Raw genomic sequence first — 15,754 nt, forward strand, 5'->3', positions numbered from 1 at the left:
TCAATTGGAATTTTAAAAATAAAATACATTTTTCCTTGGTCTTATCAATAATTTATATTAATCTTAACGATAGTAATTTTGCAATTATGATAATGCTCTTTTAATAAAGTTATTATGAATAATAAAATAGTTTCCGGTGAAAAATATATTTGGAAAATACCTGTCGTTGATGAGCAACACATTGCATTAATTTCATCACGATATAATTTATCATTTGCCGTTGCTCAAGTATTATATACTCGTGGTTTTACAAATGAAGATGATATTGATTCCTTTTTATTTAGTACATTTGAAAAAAGCGTTGCTGATCCACGTCTTATGAAAGATGCCGAAAAAGCTGTTGATAGATTACTTACTGCTATAGAAAAAGAAGAACAAATTTTAGTTTTTGGTGATTATGATGTCGATGGCATCACATCATCATCCTTGATGATGATCTGTTTATTGCCCTTAGGTGCAAAAATTAACTATTTTTTACCACATCGTGTGCGTGATGGCTATGGATTATCAACAAAAATAGTTGAACGTGCAGCAGAAAATAATTATTCGGTCATCGTGACTGTGGATAATGGCATTACGGCTATTGAACAAGCAAAGCGTGCAAAAGAATTACATATTGACCTTATTATCACTGATCATCATCGACCTCATAGCCAAGTTCCTGATGCTTTTGCAATCGTTAACCCTAATCAAGCAGATTGTTTTTATCCTCACAAAACGTTGGCAGGGGTTGGTGTAACCTTTAAACTTATTTCGTTATTGTATGAAAAAAAGGGATTGCAATTACCGCCAAAAGCATATGAACTTTTGTTGTTGGGTACCGTAGCAGATGTTGTTCCATTGGTTGGTGAAAATAGATTTTGGGTACGTCATGGTCTTGCATTTATTAATAAAATTGAAAGTTTATCGTTTAAATTATTAAAAGCCAATGGCAAAGTTACCAAGCCAAAAATTTCTTCGATAGATATTGGATTCTCTATAACACCGCAAATTAATGCACTTGGCAGATTAGAAGATCCTCGTCAAGCAGTTAAGTTTCTAATTGGTACTGATGCAAAGAACGCAGAGGCTGTTGCACATGTATTATTAGAAATGAATGAAGCACGTAAAGCAATAGAAAAATCAATCGTTGAAGAAGTAGAAGAACAAATTAGATTAAAGCAAATTGATATTGAAAAAGAAAACGTAATCATAGCTGCGAGTAAACATTGGCCTGCCGGTGTTATTGGTTTAGTTGCATCCCGATTTGTTTCTGCATATGGTAAACCAACCTTATTGTTTCATTTAACAAAAGATGGAATTGCAAAGGGCTCATGTAGATCAATTGCAGAGTTTAATATGTTTGATGCTCTTACTGCTTCATCAGATCTTATTATGCAATTTGGTGGACACTCTATTGCAGCAGGTCTGTCATTAAAAGTTGAACATTTACCAGAATTGAAAATGAGATTGGAATCTTTGATTGCATCACAGTTAACTCCCTTTGACTTACAATTAAAAATTAAAATTGACGCAGAAGTTATGTTGTCTGATTTGACTAAAAAATTCATTGATGACTTAGAGCATTTAGAACCATTTGGCAATAGCAACGAACAGCCAATTTTTTATGTGAATAATGTCATGCAAGTACAAAAACCACAATTACTTAAAGATGCACACGTCAAATGTTTCATGTTTGCCGATGGCGTTATTAAGCCAGTAATCTTTTTTAATCGTCCTGAACTATTTGCATTGCTTAATAAACACTATGAATCACCATTTACTTTGGCCGCACGTGTATCAGAAAACTATTGGCAGGAACGAGTAAATATAGAGTTGATAGGTGTTGATATTGCCGTGAAAGAAAAATAATGATTATCACTATTGACGGACCAACAGCAAGCGGCAAATCAACCGTTGGCAGAATTTTAGCACATAAATTAGGATTTTATTATGTATGCTCAGGATTAATGTATCGTGCAATCGCGTATGTATTAATTAATCATTGTGGATGTACATTAGAAACTCTTAATGACATATCTATTGAAAAGTTTAAACAATATATTGATTCAGATCGCTTTACTTATACATATAATGAAGAATCTCAAGAACATATTTTTTTTGATAATAATGATGTTACTGCTTATCTGAAAGATACACTTATAGATCGTGCAACGTCTATCATTAGTATAAACAAGAATATTCGCAGTAAAGTCACTAGCATGCAACGAGCTATCGCAGCAAATCATAATATTGTTATCGATGGGCGTGATGTCGGGTCTGTAGTATTTCCTCAAGCAGAAATAAAGTTTTTTATTACTGCATCTTTAATTGTTCGAGCTAGTCGTTGGCGCAAAGATCAACAAAAATATAACCATTTCTTTTCTATTGAAGAATCAACTAAATTCATTACCGAACGAGATGAACGAGACAAAAATCGCATAATTGCACCACTTATTGTTCCTAAAGATGCTATTATACTTGATACATCATCACTAAATGCAGAAGAAACAGTTTCTTTAATAATGAGTCATATTAGCAACTACCAATCAAACGAGATCTCGTAGTTTTTTCAAATTTTTTTTCTGCTCTACTTTTTTTTCTACAACTTTGTAGTGATGTAAGCAATAAAAAACATACTATTATTATAATTTTCTTTTTCATCGCGTTAAACTTTTTCATAATGTGCATTTATTATCTCACTACATTTTAAATAATAATTAAGTAAAATCAAGATCTAAAATACCAATCATTGTAAAATTTTATTAAGCAATCTTGCAGACGTATAGTTTGAATATCCATTAAAAAATTTCTATCAACGATAAAGAAATATTTTTTATGATTTATAGTTACATTCTTTATTTAAACAAATAGTTGTTACTTCACCCTCTTTTGTAGTTTTTTTTGTTAAAAATGGCCATGCACATTGCGGACATGGAGTTTCCTCAATTGGGTCAAAGATTGCAAGCTTACATTTTGGATATCCAGAACATCCCCAAAATTTTCCACCACGCCATGCGCGTTCAATAATATCATTACCACATTGTGGACAAGGAAAAGGTAATGTTTTACGTTCAACATATTTACATTCAGGATAACCAGAGCAGGAAATAAAATCACCATACTTACCTTTTAATTGACGAAGTGGCTTGGCGCACAATGGACAGTTTTTTTCTATTAATTTGGGTGCTTCAGCTTCTCTTAATTCAATATTTCCTTTTTCGTCACGAACAAAATTTGAAGTGAATGTACATTCCGGATAACCCATACATCCTAAAAATTCACCCGATTTACCAAAGCGAATAGCCAATTTTTTTTCATTACACTGAGGACAAATCACATCCGTTTCCGCTGCTTTTTTTCCTTCACCTTTTCCACCAAAAATAGCTAAGTCTTTTTTAAACGGTTCATAAAAATTACGTAACAATGTATCACGATCAAGTTCTCCCTCAGCAACTTTATCTAAATTTTCTTCCATAGTTGCGGTGAATTTGGGATTCATAATTTCAGGTAAATTTTTTACCAACATTTCAGTCACGAGCATACCTAATTCAGTCGGCACAAATTTCTTTTTTTCAAGAGTTGTATATGAACGTGCTCGAATAGTATTAAGTACTGCTACGTAGGTACTTGGTCGACCAATACCTTCCTTTTCTAATTCTTTTACAAGAGTACTTTCGGTAAAGCGCGGCTGAGGTTGAGTAAAATGTTGTTTAGAATCAATTTTATCTAAATTAACATTATTCTTTTCTTGTATATCTGCAGGTAAAGTTATTTTATCTTCCTTTTCACCTTCTTCCTCTTCTTCTTGATAAAGACGTAAAAATCCATCAAATATAAGTGTTGACCCGGTCACTTTAAAGGTATATATACCCCCTTTAATAGTAACCTGACGCTGTGCATATTCAGCCGGTTTCATTTGACATGATACAAATCGTTTCCAAATGAGATCATATAATTTTGCCTCATCAGAAGGAAGATAGTGCCGTATTTTATCTGGAGTAAGATCTATATCGATTGGCCTAATTGCTTCATGCGCATCCTGTGTTTTTGCTTTGGTTTTTTTTTCAAAAAGATTTACCTTTGAGGGTAAATAATTTGAGGGATAATGTTTAGTAATATATAAACGCGCCTGCTGTAAAGCAGTATCAGAAATACGCAATGAATCAGTACGCATATAGGTTATAAGAGCAATGGGTGTGCTAGGATCATTTAGCGCTATACCTTCATAAAGATGTTGCGCTATTTGCATTGTCTTCTTTACGGAAAATCCAAGCATATTATATGCGGCCTGCTGTAAGGTACTCGTCATAAAAGGAGGTAATGGATTTCTGATGCGAACCTTGTCAACAATAGAATCAATTATATATTTTTCATTCTTTAATACATCAACAACTTTTTTAGCTGACTCTTCATTTTTTATTTCAGCTTTCGATTTACCAATATTAGTTAATGGCGCAGCGATTATTGATTTATTATGTTTAAAATTACCTATAATTGTCCAGTATTCTTCCGGAACAAAGGTTCGAATTGCCTTCTCTCTATCGCAAATCATACGCAATGCAACTGATTGTACACGACCTGCAGAAAGTCCTTTTGCTATTTTTCTCCACAAAATAGGCGAAACTTCATAACCTACCCATCTATCAAGAATTCTGCGCGCTTGTTGCGCCTCAACCAATTTAAGATTGATTTCCCCTGGGTGATTAATAGCTTCTAATACAGCAGATTGAGTAATTTCATTAAAAGCAATGCGATATACCTGTGCGTTTTTTTTTATTACTTTTGCTATTTCCTGGGCAGTATGCCAACCGATAATTTCTCCCTCGCGATCAGGATCGGGTGCTAAATAAATAATATCAGAAGTAGAAGCTTGCTTGCAAATTCCAGCAATGACCGCTTCCTTACCCTCAAGGGTAACATATTCAATGTTAATCCCTTTATCGTCTATTGATACTCCAATTGTTTTGGATGGAAGGTCTTTGATATGCCCCATAGTGGACATAATGACAAAATCTTTGTCTAAAAATTTTGTAATAGTTTTAATTTTCGCGGGTGATTCAACTATAATTAGTTTTTTCATATGCATCTTTTTAAGTTTAATCAATAAACCATGTATTTTATCATAAATATTTAAGTTTTTTTAACATCTATATTCTATAATAAGATATGTATTTTCAAAAAGTCAAATAATTTGATAGGATTATAGCCTTTACTGATTAAAAATAAAAAATAAAATTAGTTCTATTTTTATATTAACAATGGGGTAAGTACCTATTTTTTTTGAAAAAAAAGAACAGATATTGTACACTAAATACAACAGAATCGTTGTGTTAAAGGAAAAATATGTCTATTAATTATCGCGAGTTATTAGAAAAAGTACGAGATTTAAAAATTAAAAAAGATGATATTCCGCCACTGAAATATGAAAGTGAGATCGATTTACTCGAAACCCCTATTATATTAACACGACAACATCTGATGAATGTATTGAAGCGTTTTATGCAGGAGCGCATCTCAGGAGAAGATCTCTTGAATTGGATCCATTTTGTTTGGTTTACTGATTTTTTTACCTGTGCAGATGAGGATATGAACTGCATTTCAGGAGTCATTCACCTATTGGAAGAGTTAGAAGAAGAAGGAGAATTATTACCAGAAGATGTTGCTCATTGTTTGTATACTCTTGAACACAATATAGAAGCACAACGTTTATTTGATGATTCATTATAATTTTTAACTTGTCGAAATTATTAATCTTTTATAAGGTAAAGAATAGAGATATCATATGAAGGATACGTTATGACATTAATACAGTCTTGGATAGATTCCCTGACGTTATTTAAGCCAAAAAATGCACAACTTTTTGTTCTCGTGACAATTAAGTCAATAATAGAAGCATATAAACTAATGCTTTATTATTTTTGGTGGGTACTACTTTTGATAGTATTATGCCTTATTGCTCCTTATTTGTTTTCTCGGACAGATTTAATTCTGTATTGTTCTAACTGGCTTTATGAATTATTATTTTTAATGGTTTGTTTTAGCACGCGGCCATCAATGATGCCAAAAAACGGAAACTATTTTGAATTTCAATTAAAAAAAATCGCTTTGTATTGGATATTTATGCCATTATTCTCTTGGTCATCAGCAACGTATTATGGCTATATATTCACCGTTCTTTTCTTTGCTGATTCTTCCGGTGGTCTTAAAAACTTCTTATTATCATTGTGGAATGCATTAAGAATGATTTTTTTTAATTTACCATTAATAGTAACCATAGGAATGATGCTGTATGGATTGTCATGGATGAGCTCTCATATTATTGAGCAAGTCTTTGTTAAATATAACATTATGGGACATCATCAATTTCTTCTTTTTTTAAATATGATTGGAGCTTTTTTATTGCCAGTTGGCGTGTGTATTTATACTAATATTTATATTAAAAAGCTTCATGATCAGTTTGATTCTTATTTTCAAAAGTTTTAATTGGGATATTATATGGACTTTGGAATAATTATACGTAATTTATTTTCGCGATTTCTACTTGTTATCATTACCATCGTCTTTCTAATTCCAATTATTATTTTTATTTGTATACCGGAACGCTATCGCTATAAATATCCTATTCTCTTTTATCCAATTCATTGGTTCTATGTTGCCGTGTTAAAAGGATCTTTATTATCTATTACCTATAAAGGATTAGAAAATATCCCTAAAGATAAACCGGTAATTTTTGCAGCAAATCATCAGTCTACCCTTGACATTCCTTTGGTTGGTGTTTTATCTAAAGGCGTTCCTCATGTATGGCTTGCAAAATCTGAGCTAATGGATTCCGTATTTATAAGATTTATTGTTCCCCTCGTATCAGTTCTAGTTGATGTATCTTCTGCTAAAAGTGCAATGCTATCGCTACGTAAAATATTAACTATTATTAATAATCATCATCGTAATCTTATTATATTTCCTGAAGGATCACGATATGTTGACGGTAAATTACATGATTTTTTTGGTGGATTTGCCGTACTTGCAAAAAAAACAGGTAGACCAGTAATTCCTGTATGTATTATAGGCATTGATAAAGCGTATCCGCCTGAAACCTTTTGGGTTCATCCTTATCCAATTACTGTTATTGTAGGTAAACCATTTATCTATGAAGAATATGAAACAGATGAAACATTCAAAAATCGTGTGCGCAATTGGTTTATTAAACAAATGGAGCAGCAGGCATGTTGAATAATTTTTTTATGCGATGCGCGCACCCTTTATATAGCATTGCAGCACTCATAATCATTCTTATAGCTATTTTTACACGCAGACTAGTGTATAAGCAGACTACCTATCGTTATTCATTGGGAAATGTACTTAAAAAAAATAATGCTTCTCGCCATAACTATAAAAAAATATTTTATTTTTTGCGCTTATGCACATTAATACTTCTTGCACTTGTTATTGCAAAGCCTCAAATAGTTGATTCTCGTTCAGGAGTTCTTATTTCAGGTGTAGATATTGTTTTAGTACTTGATATGTCAGGTAGCATGGAATTAAGAGATTATGATGACGATGAACGTTCGCGATTTGATGTTGCAAAAGCAGAGGCCATCCGCTTTATTGAAAAACGCAATGATGACGCCCTTGGACTTGTATTATTCGGCAAAGATACAGTATCGCGTTGTCCTATTACTTTTGATAAACAGTTATTAAAAAACGTGGTTGAAGAATTAAAAATTGGTATTATTGATTCTGAGGCAACAATGCTTGTCACAGGAATTGTTACTGCTGCAAATCGCTTAAAGCATTCTCAATCAATGAGCAAGGTTATGATTGTGTTGACTGATGGTGAACCAAGTGAAGGTGATATGGATCCATCAATTGGTATCGATATCGCTAAAAAATTGGGAATAAAAATTTATACTGTTGGTATCGGTAGTGAGCGGGAACAAATGCTAAGACATCCTTTTTATGGAATAATGGTAAAGCCAAAAGTTAATAAGGAATTATTAACAAAAATTGCTCACGCAACAGGAGGTCAATATTTCCTTGCACGCAATGCAGGAGATATGAGAAACATTTACGACACTATTGATGCATTAGAAAAAACTGAACACAAGGATCCATTCTTTGGATTATATTATGATTTTCTTGTTCCTGTTGTTTTTTTAATTATGGGAATTATATTTTTTGAATTATTATTTTCAACATATATATGGTTTGCGTTATGATTATAACTATAACATCAATACATTGGGCTGCTTTTCAAAACATATGGTACTTTTTTTTTGTAATGATTGTTGGTCTATTATTGATCGTACGATATAAAAAGCAACGCACATTACAGCGATTATTGGTTGGATCGCATCATAATTTTTTACAAAATGTTTCTGTATCAAAACGCTTGATTAAATCGCTTTTGTTATGTATTGGTTCTGTTTTTTTATGTTTATCATTATTAAGGCCACAATGGAATAAATCAGAAGAAATTATTACCCAAGAAGGTCGTGATTTATATATTGCACTTGATATTTCGCGTAGTATGTTAGCCACTGACTGTGCACCAAATCGACTAATATTTGCAAAAGAAAAAATTAAACGATTAGTTGAAAAACTTGCTTGCGAGCGCGTTGGACTTATTTTGTTTTCTGGTTCTGCATTCGTGCAATGTCCTTTAACTTCTGATTATGCAGCATTTTACTTATATCTCGATGCAGTTGATGCAGAATTAATTTCATCAGGTAGTACAGCATTAGCAGAAGCAATACAGCAGGCATTACTTTCTTTTTCAGCAACACCAGAACGTAAAAATAAATTGCTTGTTTTGTTTACCGATGGTGAAGATTTTTCTCATAATTTACATAATATAAAACAGGAAGCTATACAGGCCAATTTATCTACATTTACTATTGGTATTGGTACACCTCAAGGAGCGCCAGTACCACTGTTTGATCATTATGGTACACGTATTGGTCATCAAAAGGATGTGCAAGGTAATGTTGTTATATCTCGCCTTAATGAAGATATTTTACGCACTATCTCTCAAGGAACCGGGGGGCAATATATCTGCGCAACAAATAATGATGAAGATATTACTCTTTTTCTTCGTATGATTAATGCCTTTGATAAAGAACAGCTTGCTGAACGCAAACATGCCCGTTATGAAGATCAATATCATTATTTCTTGTTAATAACGTTTATTTGTTTTGTTTTTGAGTGGTTATTATGAAAATTAAAATATCCATATGTTTAATTATTTCTGTAGCAATATATTGTTATACGTATCCATTTCAGTACGATTCTGCAATATATGCGGCACAAAAAGGTAATTGGAAAGATGCTTTTTCTTCATTAAATACTCTTTTAACAGATAGCCCAGACAGTCCGGATATTTTATATGATACGGGTGTTTCAGCATATAATTTTAATAATGCAAGTCAAGCTGCGGCTTGTTTTACTCGAGCTGCAAATTGTGCATATGAAGATAAAGACTTATGTTTCCGTGCACATTTTAATGCAGGTAATGCATGTGTTGAAAATAAAGAATTAAAGATTGCGCTTGAACACTATAATAAAGCGCTTAAAATAGAACCTACAAATAAATATGCTCTTCATAATCGTGATCGAGTTGCCCAGATGATTCAAGAACAAGAAAATAAGCAAAATCAACAAAATAATGATGATCAGCAAGAAAACAATCAAAACAAACAAGATCAAAATAAAAAACAAAATCAAGACCAGGGCGAAACGCAAGATCAAAATCAAAACCAGAATCAAGAGTCCAATCAGAGCCAGGATCAGGATCAATCCCAGAATAAAAATCAAAATAACGAACAAAATCAGGGCGATGCACATAGCAATAATGATGGTCAATCAAAGGATAATGATAATTCATCACAGAAAAATAGTGATAATAAACGTAACAATAGCGAACAAGATAGATCAGATAAAAAATCCAAAAGTAATCAAAAAAATGATACTCAAGATAGCGATAACAAGAAACAAGGACAAGAACACCGGAATACAGAAAAGAAGAAAAATAATTCCGAACAAGAGCAAAAAGGGGATAGTAATCATGAGCTTAAGAAAGAATCTGATACAACAAATAATGGCACAAAAAAACAGCAAGGCAACAAACATGATACAATTCCTGAAGGTCCTAATGAATCAAATGATACAAACAGTATAACAGCTAAAAATGAACAAGGCAAAAATGATAATCATCTGGCTGGAGATGCTAGTAATGATTCATGGCTTTTAAATATTTTAGATAATCAGGAATTGCGTGATAAGGCGATTAACAAGCAATTAATAAGCGCAAAAATTCGTCAGCATGGTGGAAAAAATGTACAAAATAGTTGGTAAACATTTAGTATACTTTTTGGGTTTAGCTTTTTTTATGGTTGATGCATCCATTAGAATGGAAATTCGTACCAATGGAAGCGGTACTGTTGATGGCAAAATCATTGTTGGCCAAGAATTAAATTTTGATGTTATTGTTGATGGCATTTCTGGATCAGCATCAACTCCAACAATAAACGGACTTGATAATTTTGTAGCGCGACGAACTGGTATGTATATGAGTAGTATTAATGGAAAAACAACAACGCGTTATTCATATCTGGTACGTATTGATAAAATTGGGTCATATACTATAGGTCCAGCCGCTGTAATGCATGGCAATCATGAATTGCTGTCTAATAAAATAAATATTGATGTTGTTAAGGATATTGTTGAAAGTGCCCAACAACAAGTTAATACTCATGGTACTGAGTCAAAAGCATTTTTACGATTAATGATTGATAGATCGTCAGTTGTTGTTGGTCAAAAAATAGGTTGTACTTTACGATTTTATTATCAAGATCCATCTCTGTCGCTACATAATATTGGTATGCCAGAGTTTCCTGATTTTGATATGCAAGAAGTCGGTAAATTAGAAAGTGGCACAGCTGAAATCAACGGTTCTCAATATCGTTATGCACAATGGCGTTGGGATATGTATCCAACCAAAGCCGGGGAATTTATTATTCCTGCATATCATGCAGATTATGATACACCTACAAAAGATAATCATATGTTGGCAGGGCTTTTCATGTTTGTTAATAATCGCGTTGATCGCAAACGTGTTTATTCAAATGCAGTTACTATCACTGTATCATCGCTTCCCTGCTGTGATCATGAAGTTCAAGCGGTCGGTATATTTGAACGCATTTCTGCAGAAATTTTACCGGGAGTAGCAAAGGAAGGTGAGGGGATGATATTGACTATCGAAATTGAAGGCGAAGGTAATTTACAGAACATAAAAACCCCGCTACTTAAACTGCCTGAATCGTTAAAATATTATGATTCGAATAATACGATTATTGCTCCACGCTGCAGCGATGAATTACCGAAAAAAAGATTTGAATTTATTGTACAGGGAATGCAATGTGGTGATTATGAAATTCCAGTACAGCGCTTTACGTTTTTTGACATTGAAAAAAATATATATACAACGTTATGTACTTCCCCTCTTGCGGTTTCCATTATGCCCGGTAGTTGTATAACCAAAAAAGAGATTACCAATCCGATTGATAATTTTACCAATGAAACTACCTCTTTGGAATCACTCCATGAAGATAGCATTGCCGATATCAATACTGCCGGTAAATGGTATCCTGCAGCTAAGCGCCAACCATTGCCGTGGTGGTTATTTCAGTTATTATTCTTTATACCGTTTTTTTATAGTATATATTTATTAACATATAAACGATTTATTGCATTACGTTATATTATTCGTCGAAATGCATTTCAAAAAATACGCAAACAGATAAACCAATCAAGAGAGATGCGCGATGATAAAAAATTGTATAGTTATTTTATCACTTTTTTTAAACAGTTAAATGAAATATATGAAATAGATACTATTGAGAATTTTTTACGGATTCGTGGAGTACCTGAATCCCAAATCTCTTTATGGAATGATTTTTTTGAATCAATTATACATGCTGCATATATGCAGTCGGATAAAGAAAATACTGATATATTATGTGGGATAGCACAAAAATGGATAGATTATTTAGAAAAAGTTATATAACACTATTACTATTGAGTATATATATATGCACCATATCTGTTATGGTTGCTGGCAATGATGAAGAATTATTTCTACGTGGTAACAAATTGTATGCACAAAAAAAATATGATGATGCATATAATGAATATAACATGATTAGCAAAAAGGGATGTGCTGTTTTTTATAATATGGGTAATTGCCTCTTTTATAAAGATGATTATGCACAAGCATTTATTTATTGGTTACGTGCCGAAAGAGATGCAACGCCAGAGGAATACCGTTTAATTGAACATAATAAAAAACATGTATTAACTCTTATGGGAAAACAAAATGAAATATCATTGTATTATAAAATACGTCAATTATTAGATAATGCGCTCCCCTATACTTCATTATTGTTTTTGCAGATTTGTACACTTATCTGTTGGTATTTATTGTTTTTAGTATGGCAAAGAAAACGAACCTTAGTAAAAAACATTATTGTCAGTTATGCTTGTTTTTTAATGATAATTTCAGGAGTACTCTTAGGAATGCATTATAGTAATCAACAAAGAATACATGGAGTTGTTGTAAAAAAAGAAGCACAATTTTTTGTTGGCCCAGATAATGGCCTGTCAGTTGTTGCTTCGCTGTCTTATGCAGATAATGTTCTTGTAAAAGAAATTCGACAAGGATGGTATAAAATTCAATATGCTGGTATGATTGGTTGGGTTGGAGATGATGTTGTTCAAATTGTATAATTATAACTCATAACATAATAGCAGCACATGATTGGTAAACGTTTTTCTTTTATATGCTCAATATTATTTGCTTTTTTTGCAACCATTATAATTTTTCTTATGATATTACTTTTTATTGAATATCGATTTTTTTGTAAACAAGTACAAGAATTACTCGTGATCAAAAAGCAATATGTACAGTATATTGATCTTTTACATAAAAAGATTAATAACGGCTCTTTAGACAATAATCATTGTGAGCAATCTTTACTACAACTACCTACCACTTCGCATGATATGACTAATACTATAAACCAAGAATTATCATTAACCTTTGATCAAATAATGGCAGCAGAAGCTAGCGATGACCCTGATGATGATGATGATTATGATGATGAATCGTTTGTGGTTATTAATAGGCAACAGGATTACCTTAAACAATCAACGTTAGACTATATTGAATCGCAAAATATTACTTCTCTTGCAACAATAGATAACACTAATCAATGGACTGATAAATCTGAACAAAAAACTATTATTGAATGTTCACAAAAACAAAACATACATACACCAACAAAGCAAAAACAAAAAGTTGACACAGTACGTTGCGCTGTTAAAGATCATGAATTTATATGGCCAATTGATGAAAATAAATTTTGGTTAAGTTCATTATTCGGTCCGCGTAAACGAATAAATGGCACGTGGGGTTTTCATCATGGTATTGATATGGCAGCCATTAAAGGAACTACAGTAAAGGCTGTAGGCACAGGCACTATTACTGAAGCCTCTTTTCAAACAGGGTATGGTAATACTGTTGTTGTCAAACATAATGAAATGATTAGAACCCGGTATGCTCATTTACATACTATTCGTGTTCATGCAGGTCAAAAAATAAAACAAGGATCAATCATTGGCACTGTTGGGGAAACAGGGTTTATTAGAAAGAAAGGGAAAGATGGATCGCATCTTCATTTTGAAGTATATGAGAGAGGTAAGCGGATAAATCCACTACATTGTTTACCACGAACAGCATAATAGAAAAAGTGAATAAGTTTAATTTTTTTAAAGGATCATTATGGCGCAACAGCATAAACCAAAGCAACAAAGTTTGCTGTCTAATATTATGGAATTTGTATTTTTATTGATCATTGTTTTTCTTATACGAACTATTGGTTTTGGGTTATATCAAGTACCAACTGGCTCTATGGAAAGAACGATGTTAGTTGGCGAGCGATTCTTTGCAGATAAATTTTCTTATAATTTTAGAAAACCTCGACGTAGCGAAATTATTGCATTTAATGATCCTGAATTTAAATATTCAAGCAACCCATTCATGAAACTTTTTCAACGATATGTATGGGGACCATCAAATTGGACTAAGCGTGTTATTGGTATTCCAGGTGATACTATTCGTGGTACTATTGAAGATGGAAAACCAGTAATTTATTGTAACGATATTAAACTGGATGAACCATACATAAATAAATATCCATTAATTCATGTATTACGACAAGATATTAATGATTTAAGAAAACAAATAGAAAAGGATATACAAGAAATGTCTCGTGGATATAGAATTGATCAGTCGGCAGCAGATCGCTATATACAGCAACGACTGCGTCATGAGACAACATGGCGATCTTATGATTCTAGTGTTGCATACAATAAACAACCTTTTTACGATCTACATGAAAATCGCATTATTCGTGATGAACAAGGTAATCCTGAATTGCTTATTCCGGGAACGCCGATAGAAGCAAGATCCGGTAAAACATCGCCTGATATATTTTCTATTAAGCTTGGTGCTGGACAATATTGGGGCATGGGTGATAATCGCTTAGGTAGTCATGATAGTCGCTTTTTTGGACCCATAAAAGAAGAAGAAATTCACGGTAGAATTGTTTTCCGTATTTGGTCGGTGGATAGCGATGAATCATGGTGGATAGTTGATCTTATTAAGCATCCAATTAACTTCTGGTCACGTGTTCGCTGGAGTCGTTTTTTCCAAATAATGAATTAAAATAAGAAGAAATATTAATTAATGGGTAGGTTTTTTACACAAAAAACCCACCCATTTTTTTTTAGCGAATCAAAGATAAATAATTAATGAATAGAAAAGTAATAATGACTCCTAAAATAAAACGCTTGGAGTATGAATTGGAAATTTCTTTTGCTTCTTCAGTTTTATTGAGATCTTCAGTGTCCTTTTTAAAAGTCTTATTTGTACTTGTAGAAGGAGTTGTATTAGGTTGTATCCTGTCTTCTCCGTCTGATTCATCATCTAAAGACATAGGCTCTTGTTCATATGTTGCTATGACTGGTAGTTCTTCTACCAAAAGATTGTGCTTTTTTATTAATTCATCTTTTGGGCATATTTTTTCTATGGTAAATTGTTTCATTAAAAAGTCTTTTGTTAGAAATGATAAACTCTGATCTTGACCTTGAAGGTTTTTTTCTTTTAAGATTAAATCTATTGCGTCTTCTTTTTCGTTTTTATCTAAAGAATATAAATCTTTAAACCATGATTTATTTCTGCTTGTTCCAGTCATCTGGATATTATCTACATTATTTGTTTTAGGAATATTAAATTGTATGCCTTGACTAAAACAATTTATTGGTAAAAGGATAGGAACACTCTGATTCAGAATTATTGTCTTATTATTTTTTTTAATTGACAATAGTGTAACCGGAATAATCTTTGTTGTTGCTGAATCTAATTCAATATTAAATTGTTTAAAGTAATTTTCAAAATAACTTCTATTTGTCTCATTTATAGAAAGGTAGATATTGTGCATAGGCTTGCACTGAACAATTATTGTATTCTTTGTGTTATTTGTTTTACCGTCATCTTTTAAAGACATTCCATATATATTTATTGAAATTGTTGCCAATCCAATAAATATAGAGCGCATATAAAACTTGTGCATAATAATCCTGATGAATCAATTAATTTATTCGTAATCGTTTTAAAAACTGCTGCAATATTACAATATTATAAAAATATATTTTTATA

The 15,754-nt window shown here is 32.3% G+C and carries 14 protein-coding genes; 12 read left to right on the plus strand and 2 right to left on the minus strand.

The window, feature by feature from the left end:
• Positions 1-114: 114 nt before the first annotated feature.
• Together recJ and cmk are read left to right on the plus strand one after the other, a co-directional pair.
• On the plus strand, positions 115-1,851 hold the full coding sequence (gene recJ, locus VLB80_03845) for a single-stranded-DNA-specific exonuclease RecJ (protein ID HSC25319.1): 1,737 nt from the start codon (positions 115-117) through the stop codon (positions 1,849-1,851).
• Positions 1,851-2,546 carry a (d)CMP kinase gene (gene cmk / locus VLB80_03850; GenBank protein ID HSC25320.1) on the plus strand — a complete coding sequence of 232 codons (696 nt, stop codon included), beginning with the start codon at positions 1,851-1,853 and terminating at the stop codon, positions 2,544-2,546. Before recJ ends, cmk begins: the two co-directional genes overlap by 1 nt.
• A gap of 269 nt (positions 2,547-2,815) precedes the next feature.
• On the opposite strand, the gene topA is transcribed toward cmk, so the two are convergent.
• Positions 2,816-5,062 carry a type I DNA topoisomerase gene (gene topA / locus VLB80_03855; protein ID HSC25321.1) on the minus strand — a complete coding sequence of 749 codons (2,247 nt, stop codon included), beginning with the start codon at positions 5,060-5,062 and terminating at the stop codon, positions 2,816-2,818.
• 263 nt (positions 5,063-5,325) lie between these two features.
• Between topA and VLB80_03860 the strand changes: the two genes are divergently transcribed.
• The 10 genes from VLB80_03860 to lepB all read left to right on the plus strand — a co-directional run bounded on the left by VLB80_03860 (position 5,326) and on the right by lepB (position 14,761).
• Positions 5,326-5,709: a hypothetical protein gene (locus tag VLB80_03860; protein HSC25322.1), complete on the plus strand. Its 384-nt coding sequence runs from the start codon at positions 5,326-5,328 to the stop codon at positions 5,707-5,709.
• 69 nt (positions 5,710-5,778) lie between these two features.
• Positions 5,779-6,465 carry a hypothetical protein gene (locus VLB80_03865; GenBank protein ID HSC25323.1) on the plus strand — a complete coding sequence of 229 codons (687 nt, stop codon included), beginning with the start codon at positions 5,779-5,781 and terminating at the stop codon, positions 6,463-6,465.
• 12 nt (positions 6,466-6,477) lie between these two features.
• The gene (locus VLB80_03870) at positions 6,478-7,212 is read left to right on the plus strand and encodes a lysophospholipid acyltransferase family protein (GenBank protein ID HSC25324.1); all 735 of its coding nucleotides are present in this window, start codon (positions 6,478-6,480) and stop codon (positions 7,210-7,212) included.
• Positions 7,206-8,198, plus strand: coding sequence for a VWA domain-containing protein (locus VLB80_03875; protein ID HSC25325.1), 993 nt, complete (start codon positions 7,206-7,208; stop codon positions 8,196-8,198). Before VLB80_03870 ends, VLB80_03875 begins: the two co-directional genes overlap by 7 nt.
• A complete protein-coding gene (locus VLB80_03880) occupies positions 8,195-9,196 on the plus strand; it encodes a VWA domain-containing protein (protein HSC25326.1) in 1,002 nt (333 codons plus the stop codon). The genes VLB80_03875 and VLB80_03880 overlap by 4 nt, the downstream gene beginning before the upstream one ends.
• Positions 9,193-10,332, plus strand: a complete 1,140-nt coding sequence (locus VLB80_03885; protein ID HSC25327.1) for a tetratricopeptide repeat protein — start codon at positions 9,193-9,195, stop codon at positions 10,330-10,332. The genes VLB80_03880 and VLB80_03885 overlap by 4 nt, the downstream gene beginning before the upstream one ends.
• Positions 10,313-12,043: a BatD family protein gene (locus VLB80_03890; GenBank protein ID HSC25328.1), complete on the plus strand. Its 1,731-nt coding sequence runs from the start codon at positions 10,313-10,315 to the stop codon at positions 12,041-12,043. Before VLB80_03885 ends, VLB80_03890 begins: the two co-directional genes overlap by 20 nt.
• Positions 12,013-12,762, plus strand: a complete 750-nt coding sequence (locus VLB80_03895; GenBank protein ID HSC25329.1) for a hypothetical protein — start codon at positions 12,013-12,015, stop codon at positions 12,760-12,762. The genes VLB80_03890 and VLB80_03895 overlap by 31 nt, the downstream gene beginning before the upstream one ends.
• Positions 12,763-12,789: 27 nt before the next feature.
• Positions 12,790-13,776, plus strand: a complete 987-nt coding sequence (locus tag VLB80_03900; GenBank protein ID HSC25330.1) for a M23 family metallopeptidase — start codon at positions 12,790-12,792, stop codon at positions 13,774-13,776.
• Between the two features lie 40 nt (positions 13,777-13,816).
• Positions 13,817-14,761: a signal peptidase I gene (lepB, locus tag VLB80_03905; protein ID HSC25331.1), complete on the plus strand. Its 945-nt coding sequence runs from the start codon at positions 13,817-13,819 to the stop codon at positions 14,759-14,761.
• A gap of 61 nt (positions 14,762-14,822) precedes the next feature.
• On the opposite strand, the gene VLB80_03910 is transcribed toward lepB, so the two are convergent.
• Entirely contained in the window at positions 14,823-15,668 is an 846-nt protein-coding gene (locus tag VLB80_03910) for a hypothetical protein (GenBank protein HSC25332.1), read from the minus strand.
• Positions 15,669-15,754 lie beyond the last annotated feature (86 nt).

The organism is Candidatus Babeliales bacterium (genome assembly GCA_035455925.1).
Taxonomy (GTDB): Bacteria; Babelota; Babeliae; order Babelales; family Vermiphilaceae; genus SOIL31.